Below are 15,167 nucleotides of genomic sequence, written 5' to 3' on the forward strand. Positions count from 1 at the left end.
GCTGGCGGTATGCGTCGCATCATCGTCCTTGGCTCCACAGGTTCCATCGGCACGCAGGCGCTGGATGTGATCCGTGCTAATCCACGGCGGTTCGAACTCGTCGGAGTCGCCGCGGGCAGCAACTCGGAGCTCCTGGCCGATCAGGCCCAGCAGTTCCAGGTCGAGCACACGGCGCTGGGCGCTGAGCAGGCCGAGCAACTCGTCCGCGATGTCGAGGCCGACGTCGTGCTCAATGCGATCACCGGATCGATCGGGCTCGGGTCGACGCTTGCCGCGCTGAAGGCCGGACGCACGCTTGCGCTCGCGAACAAGGAATCACTCATCGTCGGTGGCGAGCTGGTGACTTCGGCAGCATCCGAAGGTCAGATCGTCCCTGTCGACTCCGAGCACTCCGCGCTCGCTCAGGCGCTGCGCTCAGGGACTCCTGACGAGATCCGACGACTCGTCGTGACGGCATCCGGAGGGCCCTTCCGAGGCCGCAGGCGCGATCAGATGCAGAACGTCACACCTGCGGAGGCGCTCGCGCATCCGACGTGGGACATGGGGCGTGTGGTCACGACGAACTCGGCCACTCTGGTGAACAAAGGCCTCGAGGTGATCGAGGCCCACCTGCTCTTCGATGTCGACTACGACGACATCCAGGTCGTGGTCCACCCGCAGTCGATCGTGCACTCCATGGTCGAGTTCATCGACGGGTCAACGATCGCCCAGGCATCACCGCCCGACATGCGACTGCCGATCTCGCTCGCGCTGGACTGGCCGCACCGCATCGGAGGCGTCGGACGCCCCCTGGACTGGACCCAGGCCTCGAGCTGGGACTTCGAGCCGCTCGACGACGAAGCCTTTCCCGCGGTCGCCCTCGCCAAGAGCGTCGGCCGGGCGGGTGGCACTTTCCCCGCAGTCTTCAACGCAGCCAACGAGCAGGCTGTCGAAGCGTTCCACGAGGGCCGGCTGCCGTTCCTCGGAATCGTTGACACGATCGCCCGCGTCGTCGACGCGCACGATGCGCCCGGCACGTTGACGATCGAGTCATTGACGGATGCTGAGGACTGGGCGCGTCGTACCGCTGACGGCCTGATCGCGCCGGTGTGATTCAGCCGGCGTGATTCAGTCCTCGTAGGGGACGGGCCAGTGCGGGTCGGGCACCGGCCACCCGGCATCGCGCAGCGCCCGGCGGGCGAGTTCGCGCGCCGAATAAGGTGTGCGAACGCCGCGGATGTCGCGGTAGTCCTGGTGGCCTGGACCAGCCCACAGGATCGCATCGCCCTCGCCGACCATGCCGACGGCGGCGACGATCGCCTTCTCGGGTGGGGAGAACTCGTGAATCTCAGCATCCGGCTGCACGTCACGCGCGCCGGCGATGAGCGTGGCGCGGATCGAGGTCGGATCTTCGAAGCGCGGGTGGTGGTCAGTGATCACAAGAATGTCACTGCCTTCCACGGCAGTGCGCCCCATATCCAGGCGCTTGGTCGCATCACGGTCGCCATCGGCGCCGAACAGCATCAGCGTGCGTCCAGGGGTGACCCGGCGCACAGCAGCGAGCGTCTTCACGAAGGCGTCAGGAGTGTGGCCGAAGTCGACGTACACTGCGGGACCGCGTTCGCCCGAGACCAGCTCGGTGCGTCCTGGCAGGTACGCCATGATGCGCCCGTCGCCAGTCAGCACTTCGGTGATGCGCTCCCAGGTGTATCCGCCTTCGAGCAGCATGACGATCGCGAGTGCCGCGTTGGCCGCCATGTGCGGACCGATCACCGGCACCACTGTGGTCAGCGAGCGCCCGCCTGGGCCCGACATCGTGAAGCGAGTACCGCGCTGGCGCTCCTCATCGATCGTGACGACCCAGTCCGCTCGAGCCGCGGCGTCCGCGTCTGCGGCGATGGCGGGCGTGCCCACCGTCACCACCGGGATCTCGGCAGCGGTGACGACATCAGCGCCGGAGGCCGAATCGAGTGAGATGACGCCGCGACGTGCCCGGTCAGGGCGGAACAGGGGGAGCTTCGCTTCGAAGTACTCCTCCATGTCGGCGTAATCATCGAGATGGTCGTGCGAGAGGTTGGTGAAGCCGGCGACATCGAAGACGATTCCGTCCACGCGTCTGCGTGACAGTGCCTGGGCGCTCACTTCGACGGCTACTGCCTCGACATTGCGCTCGCGCATGAGGGCGAGCAGAGCGTGCGTCTCGGATGCCTCGGGTGTGGTGAGCCGCGAGATGATCGTGTCGCCGGCGATGTGGCGCTCAGCCGTCGAAGAGAGCCCGGAGACCACGCCGATCTGAGTGAGGATTCCCTCGAGCAGGTGCGTCACGCTCGTCTTGCCGTTGGTGCCCGTGGTGGCGAAGAGCAGCGGCAGATCATCGTCGGCACCGGTGCCGTACACCCACGCGCTGAGCACGCCGAGCACACCACGAGGGTCATCGACGATCACTATCGGGAGTCCGACGTTCGCGGCGATGTCAGCGCCTTCGGCGTCGGTGATGATCGCGACCGCGCCCTTCTCTGCGGCGGTGGGAGCGAAGGCCGCGCCGTGCTGATTGACACCGCGGATGGCGACGAAGACTTCGCCCGCGCGGAGATCTGCAGTGGCGAGGGTGATTCCGGTCAGAATCACGCCGTCGATCTCACCGCGGGTAGCAGTGCCGAATCGAGCGGCGAGGTCCGTCAGAGCCCGCTGTGGCGGAGCGATCGGACGGAGCACAGGAGGAAGGCTGGGCTGAGTAGACATGACCCTTCAATGATCGCACGCGCGGTCTGCGGGGCGCGCCGAGTGAAACGCTCGGCGCGCCCAGGGTGATGCTAGTCCGCCGTGCCGCTTCGTTCGCGCCGTGAGGTGCGGACAGCGATCACGAGGGCGACGATTCCGGCGACGAGACCGGCTGATCCGAGAGCGATCCCGATTGCGGGCAGTGGGTCGGATGCTCCGGATGCGCGGGTCTCTTCGGTGCTCGTCCCGTGGTCGGCGTGGTCAGCGTGGCCGGCATCCGAGCCCTCGATCGCAGAGGTGCCGACGGTCACGACCGGTGCAGGCGCCTCGAGATCGTGCGGATCCTCGCCATCTTCTGTGATCTGGACCCACTCGTTCGTCCCTGTCTCGCACTTCTGCTCGACGGGGAACACGAGAGTGTCGGGAGCATCCTCACCGAGCCCGACGGCCATCGTCACCGCTCCGCGCAGATCATGCGCAACGGGCGTTGCCGCGGTGTAGGTCACCGCAGAGACGAGACCATTGTCTGCTCGTTCGATGGCGATGTCCCATAGCGAGTCTGCCGTGGGGGAGACCGAGGTGAGCCCGTCGGGCATGGTGATGCGCAGGGCCGTGGTGGGCGAGTTCTCGCATCCGTGGGTGAACGAGAACGTGAGGACTGCGGAGCCTTCTGACGCTATGGAGTCCGGACTGACACCGACGTGCGCTTGTGCGGCGGCAGGGGCTGCGAGCACGAGGCCTGCGGCGAGAGCGGCGATGAGGGCGCCACGATGTGTTTTGAGCATGTTCTTCTCCTGGAACGTATTGCAGAGTGCTCTGCATGCGGGCGCGACGATGAGACGCGCAGCCGCGGGAATGATCGATACGTATGCGGCAGTTCAGCCGCGGGAGAAGACCGGTGGACCGCGTCGGGAGAGGTCTCCGACTCGGATGGCCTTGATGATCGTGCGAGCGGTGACCGCGATGGACGCCGGCGCCGGCCAGGTGGCCTGCAGATGAGGCACGCGTGCGCGCAGTGCGCTGCGCACCCATCGAGCGATGGCGCGCAGAATGCTCTCGCCGCGCCACAGGAGGACGATCGTGAAGACGGCAGCGATGACGTGCGCGCCGAGCATCCCGGCATCTGGGGCGACTGTGGCTGTGACGGGCCCGAGTGCGAGCACGTGGTTGTGTCCTGCGATCGTGGGCGTGACGGTTGCGTTCAGCGCGACGAAGAGCGTGTGGAACACCGTCTGTGACAGCAGCACGGTCGCACCGAGGCGAACAAGGCTCGGGCGGCTTCCGATCAGCAGTGCGGCGATCGGGGTGATGAACACGCTCAGCGCAACGATCAGGAGCGGGTGAGGTGCTGTTCCGCCGCCGATGGTGTGTGAGACTGCGGCGATGATGGTCGCGATCGATGACGCAGCGGCGCCGCGAACCAGTCGCAGCTGCCGAGAAGTCACGGTCTCAGTTTATGCGGCAGATTCCTAGTCCGCGCGCAGTAGCGTGGGGGCGTGGAAATCCTCCTCTACGTCATCGGCATCGTCTTCATGCTGATCGGGCTCGGCCTCTCGATCGGATTGCATGAGATCGGGCATCTCGTGCCCGCGAAGCTGTTCGGCGTGCGCGTGGGGCAGTACATGATCGGTTTCGGGCCGCGCGTGTGGTCCAAGCGGATCGGCGAGACCGAATACGGCATCAAAGCCCTGCCGGTCGGTGGGTTCATCTCGATGTCGGGGATGTATCCCGCATCCGATGGCAGACCTGTGCGAGGACTTTTCGCATCCCTCGTCCAGGACGCTCGCTCGGCGAATGACGAGACGATCGCTGAGGGGGCGGAAGAGCGTGTGTTCTACCGCCTTCCTGTTTTCAAGCGCGTCATCGTCATGCTCGGCGGCCCCGTGATGAATCTCATCCTTGCGGTGGTGATCTTCACCGTCCTGGCATCCGGCATCGGTCTGCAGCAGGGGACGACGACGATCGCCGGTGTCACTGAGTGCGTGCTGCCTGCCGGTACGACGCAGTCCGAATGCGAGCCCGGTGACCGCGCCTCACCCGCCGCTGAAGCAGGTGTCCTGCCTGGCGATGTTCTTGTCTCGGTCGATGGGGTGCCCGTATCGGATTTCGCTGCTGCCACGGCGATCGTGCAGGCCTCTCCTGGAGACACACTCGACATGGTCGTCTCGCGTGACGGTGAGGACGTGCACCTGTCGATCACCCCGATCGCTGCCGAGCGCGCGCTGACCGATGCCGGTGGTCAGCCGAAGGTCGATGAACACGGAGAGCAGATCGTCGCCGAAGTGGGTTACGTCGGCATGAGCGCCCAGATGGGGTTCGTCCCGCAGTCGATCGGGACAGGGGCTGTCATGGCAGGCGAGAACGTCGCGCGGGTCGCGGAGCTGATCGTGCAGCTTCCGGTGAAGCTGTGGAACATCGGCGCCTCAGTCGTCACCGGCAGCGAGCGTGATCCGGATGGCCCGCTCAGCGTCGTGGGTGTCGGACGCCTCGCCGGTGAGGTGGCGGCAACGGATGCTCCGATCCTGAACCGGTTTATCTTCTTGCTGAGCCTGCTCGGATCGTTGAACATCGCACTGTTCGTGTTCAACCTGATCCCGCTGCTGCCGCTGGACGGCGGTCATGTCGTGGTCGCGCTGTGGGACGGCATCCGCCGTGCGTGGGCGAAGCTGTTCCGTCGCCCGCCTCCGCCGCCCGTGGATGCGACCAGGCTCGTCCCGCTGACCATCGTCGTCGCCGTGCTGCTCATCGCGATGGGCACGCTGCTGATGATCGCGGATGTCGTGAACCCGATCGATCTGCTTCAGTAGGTGTGCTCCGCGCGGCTGGCCGCGTTCTACGCGAGCGCGTGTGCGGTCAGACGCTCGAGAGTGCGGATGCCGTCGCGCGAGAGGATCGACTCGAGGTGTCCCTGCACGCTCGCGAAGCGCTCGCCGCGCAGCGCGTAGACGTCGCCTGTGGCGGGATCTGCCGACACCGCAGCCGCACCCGCCGTCACGGTTCCAGGGGCAACCCGAGCGGTGAAGGTGTTGTAGAAGCCGATCGAGGCATCCTCGCCGAAGACAGGAACGCTCTTCTGCAGACCCTGGTGCGGGCTGCTCAGCGGAGCCAGGTCGATACCGAGCGAATCCGCGAGGATCTGATGGCTCAGGCATACTGCCAGCAGAGGCTCGTGGCGGTCGAGTCGGCGTGCGACGATCTCGCGCATGCGTGCGATGCGCGGTGATTCGCCGTCGCGCGGGTCGCCGGGGCCAGGCCCCGATACGAGCAGTTCTGCAGCATCGATGTCTGCGTCCGTGGCTGCGTGCCACGGCATGATCTTCACGTCGAGACCGAGGTGGTGCAGCTGGTGGGCGAGCATCGTCGTGAAGCGGTCCTCCGCGTCGACGACGAGTGCGGTGCGACCGGCGAACGGCCCGCTCGCTCCGTCATCCTGCGGGTTGAGCCAGAACTCTGCCAGACGCGAATTGCGCGATGCGAGCAGCTCTGCGACCTCAGCATCATCTGCGAGGTTCGTAGGCGTCGCCGGTTGGTCGGGGTCTGCGGCATCGACCGGCTGTGCGGATGCGGTATCGCGCTCGATGGCGCCGATGGCGCCGAGCACTCCTGCGGCCTTGCCGTGGGTCTCGCCGACCTCGCCGTAGGGATCGGAGTGACGCACGAGGGTCGCTCCAACCGGCACACGCAGCTGGCCGTTCTCGAGGTACACCGTGCGGATCAGGATCGGCGCATCGAGGTCGTGACCGTCGTCTTCATTCGGGGTGAACAGCGCGGCGACACCGGAGTAGTAGCCACGTGGTGTCGTCTCGTGGCGGCGGATGACCGAACAGGCGTTCTGCATCGGCGAGCCGGTGACGGTGGGAGCGAACATCGTCTCGCGGAGGATGTCGCGCGGATCGAGGCGGCTGCGGCCACTCAGCATGTACTCGGTGTGGGTGAGGCGAGACATCTGCTTCAGATGCGGGCCGGTGATGCGACCGCCGTCCGAGCAGACCGCGCTCATCATCTTGAGCTCTTCGTCGACGACCATGAAGAGTTCTTCGGTCTCTTTCGTGGAGGAGAGGAACTCCACGAGCGTCTCTTTCGTGGCCCCGCCTGCGGGGTGACGGAAGGTGCCCGAGATCGGATTCATCGTGACGATGCCGTCACGTGCGACGACGTGCGCCTCGGGGCTGGCGCCGACCGCGATGTGACCGGGGGTGACGACGGCGAAGGTCCAGTATGCGCCGCGCTCGTGTTCGAGCAGAGCCCGGAACCAGGTCAGGGCGGTCAGACGCTCGTCGGCGTCGATGGTGGCGGTGTAGTCGCGACGGATGACGAAGTTGGCGCCTTCGCCGCGTCCGATCTCGTCGGAGATGACTCGCGTGACGATCTCGGCATAGTCTTCGTCACTGATGTCGAAGCCGGCGTCTTCGAGGGGCACTGGGTCAGCAGGAAGCGCCGCGATGACGTCATCGAGCGCCAGGTGGCGATGCTCCTCGACCACGAGGCAGCGCAGCGGCGCGCCGTCATCGGTGGCTTCGAACCCGCGCTCGCGCACCTGGCGGTACGGCACCATCGCGAACACTTCCTGAGCGGAACCGTCGACCACGAGAGGGATATCGGCGAGCAGGTCGACGTCCTGGGTCGGGCCGGTGAGCAGTTCGACGCTGTCAGTGCCGTCCCGTGCGATCAGCACGAATGATGCGTCGGCATCCTCTGCCAGAGCGGCGAGCAGGGCTGCGGTGTCCGTCATCGATGTCTCCTGTGCAAATGCTCCGGCTCGGGCATACGAAAAGACCGCCCCGGAGGCGGTCTGAATTCGTGGATCGCGAATGCACCGCCTAGAAGGCGGGCCACCACGAGGTTGTGCGCATGCGCTGAAACTATCACAGTGCGACGTGCCGCCCGTGCCACTTCCAGCCGTCGTGGATCAGAGCCGCGTAATCTGGATGTGTGCCTGCAGTCAATCTTGGGATGCCGCGCGTCCCCGAAGTTCTGAGTCCTCGTCGCAAGACCCGTCAGATCCGGGTCGGCAAGGTGCTGGTCGGCGGTAACGCCCCCGTGAGCGTCCAGTCGATGACCACGACCAAGACCACGGACATCAATGCGACTCTGCAGCAGATCGCCGAGTTGACGGCGTCTGGCTGCGAGATCGTTCGCGTCGCCGTGCCTCACCAGGACGATGCCGATGCTCTGAAGATCATCGCGATGAAGAGCCAGATTCCGGTGATCGCCGACATTCACTTCCAGCCTCGCTACATCTACACCGCTATCGATGCGGGATGCGGCGCTGTGCGTGTGAATCCGGGCAACATCCGCGAGTTCGACGGAAACGTCGGCAAGATCGCGGCTGCAGCAAAGGCCGCTGGCGTCTCACTGCGCATCGGGGTCAACGCGGGATCCCTTGACAAGCGCATCCTGCAGAAGCATGGCAAGGCCACCGCCGAGGCACTCGTCGAGAGCGCGGTCTGGGAAGCATCGTTGTTCGAAGAGCACGACTTCCACGACTTCAAGATCTCGGTCAAGCACAACGACCCGATCGTCATGGTCAAGGCCTACCGACAGCTCGCTGAGCGAGGCGACTGGCCGCTGCACCTCGGCGTCACCGAGGCGGGGCCCGCTTTCCAGGGCACCATCAAGTCAGCGACCGCCTTCGGCATCCTGCTGTCAGAAGGCATCGGAGACACCATTCGCGTCTCGCTGTCTGCGCCGCCGGCCGAAGAGGTCAAGGTCGGTCACCAGATCCTCCAGTCGCTGAACCTCCGTGAGCGCAAACTCGAGATCGTGTCGTGCCCGTCGTGCGGCCGCGCACAGGTCGACGTGTACTCGCTTGCCGATAACGTCACCGAGGGGCTGAAGGATCTCACCGTTCCGCTGCGCGTTGCTGTGATGGGCTGCGTCGTGAACGGACCCGGCGAGGCTCGCGAGGCGGACCTCGGTGTGGCATCCGGAAACGGCAAGGGCCAGATCTTCGTCAAGGGCGAGGTCATCAAGACCGTTCCCGAGGCGGATATCGTCGCCACCCTCATCGAGGAAGCGAACCGGATCGCCGCTGAGATGGGGCCGGACGCGCAGCTCGGCACCGCACAGGTCATCACCGCCTGATGTCCGCGACCGTCGTCACGTTCCCTGCCGGTGAGACTCGCGGACAGGGCGTCGTATCGAGTGTTCATGCGGATGACGGTGATGCCGTCGTCGTCGTGGATGCCACGCCGTTCCATCCCGTCGACCACACCTGGCCGGATCAGCCGGGGGATGCCGGAACGATCCGTCTCGGTGACGATACGGTCCGGGTGGCCGAGGCCGTCATGGCCGCTGTCGGCGATGACGGCACGTTCGCGATCGGTGAGGACATCCCGGTCAAACGAGGCGTCGAAGGGTGGACGTGGCTCGTCGGGCACCGGCTCGATGCCGCGGAAGCGCCAGTGTGGCTCACCGCAGGCGTCACTGTGGAGCTCGAGGTCGATGAATCTCGCCGCCACGCGCTCAGCCGTGGGCACAGCGCGTGCCATCTGGCCTCGCTCGCGTTGGATCTTGCCGTCGCGGAGCTCTGGCGCAAGGATGCTGGTGCTGATGCACTGGGCAATCCTGACTTCGAGGGGCGGGCGAACCAGTCCAGCCGCATCCACGAGGACGGTGCTGTCGACGAGTACCGCCTCGGCAAGAGCCTGCGCAAAGCCGGGTTCGATACGGAGGCTTTCACGGCCACTCTCGCCGAGCGCGAGGCGCGCATCAATGCACAGCTGGCGGTGTGGGCGGCGGCGGGCTCCGCGAGTGTCATCGAGACGGATGGTCCGATGATCATCGATCGGCGCCGGTGGCGGTGCTCGCTTCCAGAGGGTGACGCCGTGATGCTCTGCGGCGGCACGCACGTCTCGTCGCTGGCGGAATTCGACTCGATCTCGGTCACGCTCGAGCTGCCCGACCCGCAGACTCTCGTGATGACGACGAGCGTCGCCGCCGCCGGGGCCTGACCGCGCGGAGCACGCATGCTGCTGAACGCTCTCGAATCCGGGTACGGAGATCGCACCATCGTGCTCCTGCACGGTTTGATGGGATCTGCGGAAAGCTGGTGGCGGATCGCGCCGCTTCTGGCTGGGCAGGACTATCGGGTCATCGCACTTGATCTGCCAGGGCACGGTCATTCGCCGCGAGACGCGGAAGGAAACGTGGAGTCAGCAGCGGCCGCTGTTGTTGAGACTTTGCAGCAGCTGTCTCCGGGGCAGCACATCACCGCTATCGGTCACTCGTATGGCGGAACGGTGCTCGCAGCGGCAGCGGATCGCTTGCCGCTCGAGCGGGCGGTTTACGCCGACACAACGTGCGCCTTCACAGGCGGAGCCGATCGTCAGGCCCTCGCTGCTCAGTATGCCGAGGGTCGCGAGCGTCGCCGTGACCCTGCGTGGTTGATGGCATCGAGGCCGTACTACAGCGCTCGGGATGCCGCGGTGGAGGCGCATGCGGCGGACCGGTTCGATCCGGTCACCGCGGCGTCGATCTCATCGGGCGATGATGTGGCGTACCTGCCTGCGCCAGGCTCGATCCTCGTAAGAGCAGTTCCCAGTTCTTACGTCACGGACGACGATGCGCGGCGCTTTGCTGCACAGGGGGTCGATGTGCGGAGCGTTGCGGGCGCTGCGCACACCATCTGGTACAGCCACTTCGACGAGTTCGTCGCATCGCTGCCTGAGGTGTTCCAGGTGTGACGCCGATGTCGTTTCGACGTGGATGAACCTATCCGAGCTGACGCGGTGAGGCCTCAGAATCCGTAGCTGGTGAATGGCTGCAGTGTGCTCTGAGCGAGAGCATCCAACACGACGCGCTCGTACGCCGGCATCGCGTCGGGGAGCCCGCGCAGCGGGAACCAGGCGATATCGGCACACTTGGCTGGCTCCATGATGCGTGGCGTGCCACTCCACGAGGATGCGGTGAAGAACCAGTCCACGCGCTGCTCGATCGCGGCCGTGGTTCCGTCAGTGCGCTGCATCACGGTGAGGGGCGTGAGCGCTGCCTGGGGAATCGTGATGCTCAGTTCTTCTGCGGCTTCGCGTGCTCCGGCCGCCGCCGCGGTCTCTCCGAGCTCGATATGGCCCGCGGCTGCGGCAGCCCACGTGCCGTCCATGTACCCGGTGTTCTGACGAAACTGCAGCAGCACGTCGCCGCCGCGGCGCAGGTAGACATATGCCGCCGGGACGACGGCGAAGCTGTGCGCGCTCACCGGTGAGCATCCGGGTGAATGACGACGCAGCAACGACCGACGGCAGGTGAGAGTTCTGCGCGGTCCGGATCGGCGTGGGCCCCTTCGAGCGCACCCCGGACGAAAGCATGATTGAGATTGCAGGCGAGCTTGCTGTGCTCCTGTACGACGCTGTGGAACGGGCAGTTGCACAAGACGATGTCGTCGTTTTCGGCGGTCACCGGTTCGAACCCGGCGCTGCTCAGCGCCGCTGTGATGTCACCGGTCTGCGCACCCAGTGCGATGCCCTCCTGCGTGGATGCACTCTCGAGGGCGTCCCGGAACTCGCTTGACGGGGCCGCATCGGCGGCAGTCGCCAGCAGCTTCGCCAGCAGGCTGTAGTTGCGTGGCGGAACGTTCACAGCGATCTCGCGGCGACCTCGCGCGTAGCGTTTGGCCGGTCGTCCCGATCCGGGTCCGGTGCGCCCATCGGGACGAGCGAACGTCACATCGAGCAAGCCGACGGAGGCGAGTTTGTCGAGGTGATAGGCGGCGAGACTGCGCGTGATGCCGATTGCGGCGGCGACCTCTTCACGCGTCACACTGTCGCCGTGCTGTGCGATGAAGTCGTACAGGCGCTGGCGGACGTCATCGGAGAGCAGCGCGAGATCTTCCAGATCTCTCTGGTAGTCAGTCGAGTTCATCCGCGCCATCCCTTCTAAAATCAGATTACCTTGACTAAACCTCATCCTGGTGCCACTCTAAAAATAAATCAACTAGTTTTTAGATTGGTGGCGGAAATGTCTGAATCGGTTCTCACCCGTGAAATCGCGCCTCTCCACGTCAGCAGCAAGATGAGCAAGCCGGATCTCGCTCGCGCAGAGCTCGCGGCAGGGGACTTCCTGCGGGCCCTCGGCATGTCGCTGGACTCCGACCATCTTGCCGCGACGCCGCAGCGGATGGCTCGGGCGTGGGCTGAGCTGCTCGCGCCGCGCGAATTCGATCTGACGACCTTCCCGAACGACGAGGGCTACGACGAGATGGTCATCGTGCGCGACATTCCGGTGCGATCGATCTGCGAGCACCATCTGCTGCCCTTCACCGGTCGCGCCACCATCGGCTATCTTCCCGGCGAGCGCATCGTCGGGCTGTCGAAGCTCGCACGCGTCGCTGAGCACTTCGCTTGCCGCCCGCAGACGCAGGAGCGACTCACGAAGCAGATCGCCCAGTGGCTGCAAGATCACCTCAGCCCGCAGGGCGTGGGCGTCGTCATTGAAGCGGAGCACTCCTGCATGACGCTGCGCGGAGTGCACGCAACCGGTTCTCGCACGCGAACCTCGACTCTTCTCGGCCAGCTGCGTGAGGATCCGGAATCTCGAGCGGAGTTCCTCTCGCTCGCAGATCGTCGCGCATAGAACACCATTGCGCATTCGAGAAAAGGAGCAGTGATGAACACCGTCAACAACATCGTCGTGGTCGGCGGAGGGATCGCAGCGGCCAAGACCGCAGAGGCACTCCGCGCGAAGGATTACACGGGCACCATCACCCTGGTCGCCGCAGAGATGCATCTGCCGTACGAGCGACCGGCCCTGTCCAAGGATTACCTGGCAGGCAAGGCCTCTTTCGAGGCCTCCCTCGTGCACCCCGCGGATTGGTACCGCGACAACGAAATCGTCGTGCGCGAGGGCGCGACCGCCGTATCTCTCGATACGGAAGCGCACAGCGTCACCCTCGATGACGGATCGCAGCTTCCGTACGACAAGCTCGTCCTCGCGACGGGGTCGGTGGCGCGCCGCCTCCCGGTCGATGGGGCGGATGCTGACGGCATCCACTACCTTCGCACCGTCGAAGAATCCGACGCCATCCACGCGACTTTCGGCGCCGACAAGAAGCTCGTAATCATCGGTGGCGGGTGGATCGGGCTCGAGGTCGCGGCAGCGGCCCGCGCAGCGGGTACATCGGTGAGCATCCTCGAGGGCGGGCCCGTCCCGCTGCTTCGGGTGCTCGGGGAGGAGATCGCGCGGGTCTTCGCGGATCTGCATACCTCGCACGGCGTCGACCTGCGCGCCGACGTCAAGGTCGAAGCCATCACCACGCAGGACGGACATGCCGCCGGTGTTCGCCTCGAGGGCGGTGAGGTCGTGTCGGCGGATGCGATCGTGATCGGCATCGGCGTCACCCCGGTGGTGGGAATCGCCGTGGATGCCGGCATCGCCGTCGATGACGGTGTGCTCGTGGACGCTTCGCTGCGAAGCAGTGACCCCGACGTCTACGCCGTCGGCGACATCGCCAATCATCAGCATCCGGTTCTCGGCCACCGTGTGCGTGTCGAGCACTGGGCCACTGCCCTCAACCAGCCAGCATCGGCGGCAGCCGCTCTGCTGGGAGAGGACGTCCAGTACACCGAGCTGCCCTACTTCTTCAGTGACCAGTACGACCTGGGTTGCGAGTACATCGGATATGCCGCCCCGGGGGCCTACGAGCAGGTCGTGATCCGTGGAAGTCTGGCGGACCGCGAATTCGTCGCCTTCTGGCTCGACGGAGAACACCGTATTCTGGCGGCCATGAACGTGAACGTGTGGGACGTCATCGACGAGATCAAGCCGCTCATCGCCGGACACACCGTGGTCGACCCCGACAGGCTCGCCGACCCGGAGGTCGCATATGCTCAGCTCTGAATCGGTCCTGGGCGCGCCTCGGAGGATCGGTCGACGCACGTTCGACTTCGATACCCAGGTTGCCGTCATGGCCGTCGTCAACCGCACCCCCGATTCGTTCTATGATCACGGCGCCACTTTCGTGCTGGACCGCGCGGTGGAAGCCGCATTGGAAGCCGCGCGACACGGGGCGGACTGGGTCGATATCGGCGGGGTCCCCTTCGGCCGCGGGGCGCCGGTCTCCGTCGGCGAGGAGATCGATCGCATCGCACCGGTCGTTGAAGCGATCGTGCAGGCGAGCGACGTGGTCGTCTCGGTCGACACGAATCGGGCGGTGGTCGCCCGCGCTGCGATCGAGGCCGGCGCCGCCGTCATCAATGACACGAGCGGACTCGGGGATCCGGAGATGGCAGGGGTCGTCTCCGCCAGCGACGCGCAGATCGTCATCACGCACAGCGTCGGTCCGCCCCGGACGGAGAAGTCGGCTGCGCATTTCGGCGATGTCGTGGAGGAGGTGCGGGGTTTCCTTCAGGAGCGGATCTACGTGGCGGAGGCTGCCGGTGTGCCGCGCGACCGGATCATCATCGATCCCGGGCATGACCTCGACAAGAACACCCTGCACTCGCTCGAGCTGACCCGTCGCTTTGATGAGCTCACGACGCTGGGACTGCCCGTGCTCGCGGCGGTGTCGAACAAGGACTTCGTCGGAGAGTCGATCGACCGTGAGCAAGGACGCAGGCTCGCGGGTTCTCTTGCGGCCATGGTCCTGTGCATCGAGCGTGGAGCTCGCATCGTGCGGATGCATGACGTGGAGCCTGCCGTCGATGCGGTGCGTATGGTGGAGAGCATTCTCGGGATGCGCACGCCCGCCCGTCTCGAACACAACATGCACCCGACACGGAACGTATGAACGCGGCAATCGACAGACTCTGGCCCCACCCGGCGGCACAGATCGACGACGACACGATCCTTCTGACCTACGAGTTCCCCAATGATGCGTGGCTCCGGATGAACTTCGTCTCGAGCATCGATGGTGCAGCCACTCGGGATGGGCGTTCGGGCGAACTCGGCGGGGACGCCGACCGTCGGGTGTTCGAGCTGCTGCGCCGCCAGGCCGACGTCATCCTCGTGGGCGCAGGCACCGTCCGCGCCGAAGAGTACGGTGCGATGCGGCTCCAGGATGACGCAGTCGCGTGGCGCCTCGCACGGGGGATGCCGGAGCATCCGGTGCTCGCCCTCGTTTCGGGGAGCCTGGATCTCGACCCTGATTCGGCGGTGTTCACCGATGCGCCCAGTCGGCCGATCATCTACACAGTCGGCACCGCGCCCACGGATCGGCGAGAGGCGCTCGCCGCGGTCACCGATGTCGTCGATGCCGGGGTCGAAGCGCTCGATCCGAACAGGGTGCGCGCGGACCTGGTTTCGCGCGGTCTGCTACGGGTGCACTCTGAAGGCGGTCCGGGGTTGTTCGGGTCGTTCACTGCGGCCGGAGCAGTCGACGAGATGTGTCTCACCCTCGCGTCGTCACTGGAGGCAGGGGATGCCCGCCGCATCTCCCACTCGCCGAAGGCGGCTCCCACCGATATGGGCCTCGCTGCGGTCCTGAGGGGAGAGCGCGAGCTCTTGTTCCGCTACGTGCGCAGCGAAGCGTAGAG

The 15,167-nt window shown here is 65.8% G+C and carries 15 protein-coding genes; 9 read left to right on the plus strand and 6 right to left on the minus strand.

Annotated features, from left to right (window positions below):
- The first annotated feature begins 9 nt into the window (after window positions 1–9).
- Window positions 10–1,092, plus strand: a complete 1,083-nt coding sequence (gene dxr, locus ACTU6U_RS04855) for a 1-deoxy-D-xylulose-5-phosphate reductoisomerase (protein WP_443468042.1) — start codon at window positions 10–12, stop codon at window positions 1,090–1,092.
- Between the two features lie 15 nt (window positions 1,093–1,107).
- On the opposite strand, the gene ACTU6U_RS04860 is transcribed toward dxr, so the two are convergent.
- The 3 genes from ACTU6U_RS04860 to ACTU6U_RS04870 all read right to left on the minus strand — a co-directional run bounded on the left by ACTU6U_RS04860 (window position 1,108) and on the right by ACTU6U_RS04870 (window position 4,145).
- Window positions 1,108–2,721, minus strand: coding sequence for a Mur ligase family protein (locus tag ACTU6U_RS04860; protein ID WP_443468043.1), 1,614 nt, complete (start codon window positions 2,719–2,721; stop codon window positions 1,108–1,110).
- A 71-nt stretch (window positions 2,722–2,792) separates the two neighbouring features.
- Window positions 2,793–3,485, minus strand: coding sequence for a YcnI family protein (locus tag ACTU6U_RS04865; RefSeq protein WP_443468044.1), 693 nt, complete (start codon window positions 3,483–3,485; stop codon window positions 2,793–2,795).
- A gap of 93 nt (window positions 3,486–3,578) precedes the next feature.
- Window positions 3,579–4,145: a hypothetical protein gene (locus ACTU6U_RS04870; protein ID WP_443468045.1), complete on the minus strand. Its 567-nt coding sequence runs from the start codon at window positions 4,143–4,145 to the stop codon at window positions 3,579–3,581.
- Between the two features lie 51 nt (window positions 4,146–4,196).
- Between ACTU6U_RS04870 and ACTU6U_RS04875 the strand changes: the two genes are divergently transcribed.
- Window positions 4,197–5,507, plus strand: a complete 1,311-nt coding sequence (locus ACTU6U_RS04875) for a M50 family metallopeptidase (protein ID WP_443468046.1) — start codon at window positions 4,197–4,199, stop codon at window positions 5,505–5,507.
- Window positions 5,508–5,533: 26 nt separating this feature from the next.
- Here ACTU6U_RS04875 and ACTU6U_RS04880 read toward each other — a convergent pair whose 3' ends face one another.
- Window positions 5,534–7,432 carry an anthranilate synthase family protein gene (locus ACTU6U_RS04880; protein WP_443468047.1) on the minus strand — a complete coding sequence of 633 codons (1,899 nt, stop codon included), beginning with the start codon at window positions 7,430–7,432 and terminating at the stop codon, window positions 5,534–5,536.
- Window positions 7,433–7,632: 200 nt separating this feature from the next.
- Here ACTU6U_RS04880 and ispG point away from each other — a divergent pair, with 200 nt between their 5' ends.
- Genes ispG through ACTU6U_RS04895 form a run of 3 tightly spaced genes read left to right on the plus strand, consistent with a single transcriptional unit; the run spans window position 7,633 to window position 10,385 of the window.
- Window positions 7,633–8,784, plus strand: a complete 1,152-nt coding sequence (gene ispG / locus ACTU6U_RS04885) for a flavodoxin-dependent (E)-4-hydroxy-3-methylbut-2-enyl-diphosphate synthase (protein WP_443468048.1) — start codon at window positions 7,633–7,635, stop codon at window positions 8,782–8,784.
- Window positions 8,784–9,653, plus strand: coding sequence for an alanyl-tRNA editing protein (locus tag ACTU6U_RS04890; protein WP_443468049.1), 870 nt, complete (start codon window positions 8,784–8,786; stop codon window positions 9,651–9,653). Before ispG ends, ACTU6U_RS04890 begins: the two co-directional genes overlap by 1 nt.
- A 15-nt stretch (window positions 9,654–9,668) precedes the next feature.
- A complete protein-coding gene (locus ACTU6U_RS04895) occupies window positions 9,669–10,385 on the plus strand; it encodes an alpha/beta fold hydrolase (RefSeq protein WP_443468050.1) in 717 nt (238 codons plus the stop codon).
- Window positions 10,386–10,438: 53 nt separating this feature from the next.
- Here ACTU6U_RS04895 and ACTU6U_RS04900 read toward each other — a convergent pair whose 3' ends face one another.
- Window positions 10,439–10,897 (minus strand): NUDIX domain-containing protein, encoded by a 459-nt coding sequence (locus ACTU6U_RS04900; RefSeq protein WP_443468051.1) that lies wholly within the window; start codon window positions 10,895–10,897, stop codon window positions 10,439–10,441.
- On the minus strand, window positions 10,894–11,559 hold the full coding sequence (locus ACTU6U_RS04905) for a helix-turn-helix transcriptional regulator (protein WP_443468052.1): 666 nt from the start codon (window positions 11,557–11,559) through the stop codon (window positions 10,894–10,896). The genes ACTU6U_RS04900 and ACTU6U_RS04905 overlap by 4 nt, the downstream gene beginning before the upstream one ends.
- Before the next feature lie 96 nt (window positions 11,560–11,655).
- Between ACTU6U_RS04905 and folE the strand changes: the two genes are divergently transcribed.
- Genes folE through ACTU6U_RS04925 form a run of 4 tightly spaced genes read left to right on the plus strand, consistent with a single transcriptional unit; the run spans window position 11,656 to window position 15,165 of the window.
- Window positions 11,656–12,270 carry a GTP cyclohydrolase I FolE gene (folE, locus tag ACTU6U_RS04910; RefSeq protein ID WP_443468053.1) on the plus strand — a complete coding sequence of 205 codons (615 nt, stop codon included), beginning with the start codon at window positions 11,656–11,658 and terminating at the stop codon, window positions 12,268–12,270.
- A 33-nt stretch (window positions 12,271–12,303) separates the two neighbouring features.
- Window positions 12,304–13,533: an NAD(P)/FAD-dependent oxidoreductase gene (locus tag ACTU6U_RS04915; protein WP_443468054.1), complete on the plus strand. Its 1,230-nt coding sequence runs from the start codon at window positions 12,304–12,306 to the stop codon at window positions 13,531–13,533.
- Window positions 13,520–14,422, plus strand: coding sequence for a dihydropteroate synthase (folP, locus tag ACTU6U_RS04920; protein WP_443468055.1), 903 nt, complete (start codon window positions 13,520–13,522; stop codon window positions 14,420–14,422). The genes ACTU6U_RS04915 and folP overlap by 14 nt, the downstream gene beginning before the upstream one ends.
- Window positions 14,419–15,165: a pyrimidine reductase family protein gene (locus ACTU6U_RS04925; protein WP_443468056.1), complete on the plus strand. Its 747-nt coding sequence runs from the start codon at window positions 14,419–14,421 to the stop codon at window positions 15,163–15,165. Before folP ends, ACTU6U_RS04925 begins: the two co-directional genes overlap by 4 nt.
- Window positions 15,166–15,167: the final 2 nt, after the last annotated feature.

The organism is Microbacterium zouquanmingi (genome assembly GCF_052266695.1).
Lineage (GTDB): Bacteria > Actinomycetota > Actinomycetes > Actinomycetales > Microbacteriaceae > Microbacterium.

Coding starts and splice junctions, on each gene's coding strand:
- ACTU6U_RS04895 (WP_443468050.1), top strand. CDS start 9,669: ATGCTGCTGAACGCTCTCGAATCCGGGTACGGAGATCGCACCATCGTG.
- ACTU6U_RS04925 (WP_443468056.1), top strand. CDS start 14,419: ATGAACGCGGCAATCGACAGACTCTGGCCCCACCCGGCGGCACAGATC.
- folP (WP_443468055.1), top strand. CDS start 13,520: ATGCTCAGCTCTGAATCGGTCCTGGGCGCGCCTCGGAGGATCGGTCGA.
- dxr (WP_443468042.1), top strand. CDS start 10: ATGCGTCGCATCATCGTCCTTGGCTCCACAGGTTCCATCGGCACGCAG.
- ACTU6U_RS04890 (WP_443468049.1), top strand. CDS start 8,784: ATGTCCGCGACCGTCGTCACGTTCCCTGCCGGTGAGACTCGCGGACAG.
- ACTU6U_RS04880 (WP_443468047.1), bottom strand. CDS start 7,432: ATGACGGACACCGCAGCCCTGCTCGCCGCTCTGGCAGAGGATGCCGAC.
- ACTU6U_RS04865 (WP_443468044.1), bottom strand. CDS start 3,485: ATGCTCAAAACACATCGTGGCGCCCTCATCGCCGCTCTCGCCGCAGGC.
- ACTU6U_RS04915 (WP_443468054.1), top strand. CDS start 12,304: ATGAACACCGTCAACAACATCGTCGTGGTCGGCGGAGGGATCGCAGCG.
- ACTU6U_RS04860 (WP_443468043.1), bottom strand. CDS start 2,721: ATGTCTACTCAGCCCAGCCTTCCTCCTGTGCTCCGTCCGATCGCTCCG.
- folE (WP_443468053.1), top strand. CDS start 11,656: ATGTCTGAATCGGTTCTCACCCGTGAAATCGCGCCTCTCCACGTCAGC.
- ACTU6U_RS04905 (WP_443468052.1), bottom strand. CDS start 11,559: ATGAACTCGACTGACTACCAGAGAGATCTGGAAGATCTCGCGCTGCTC.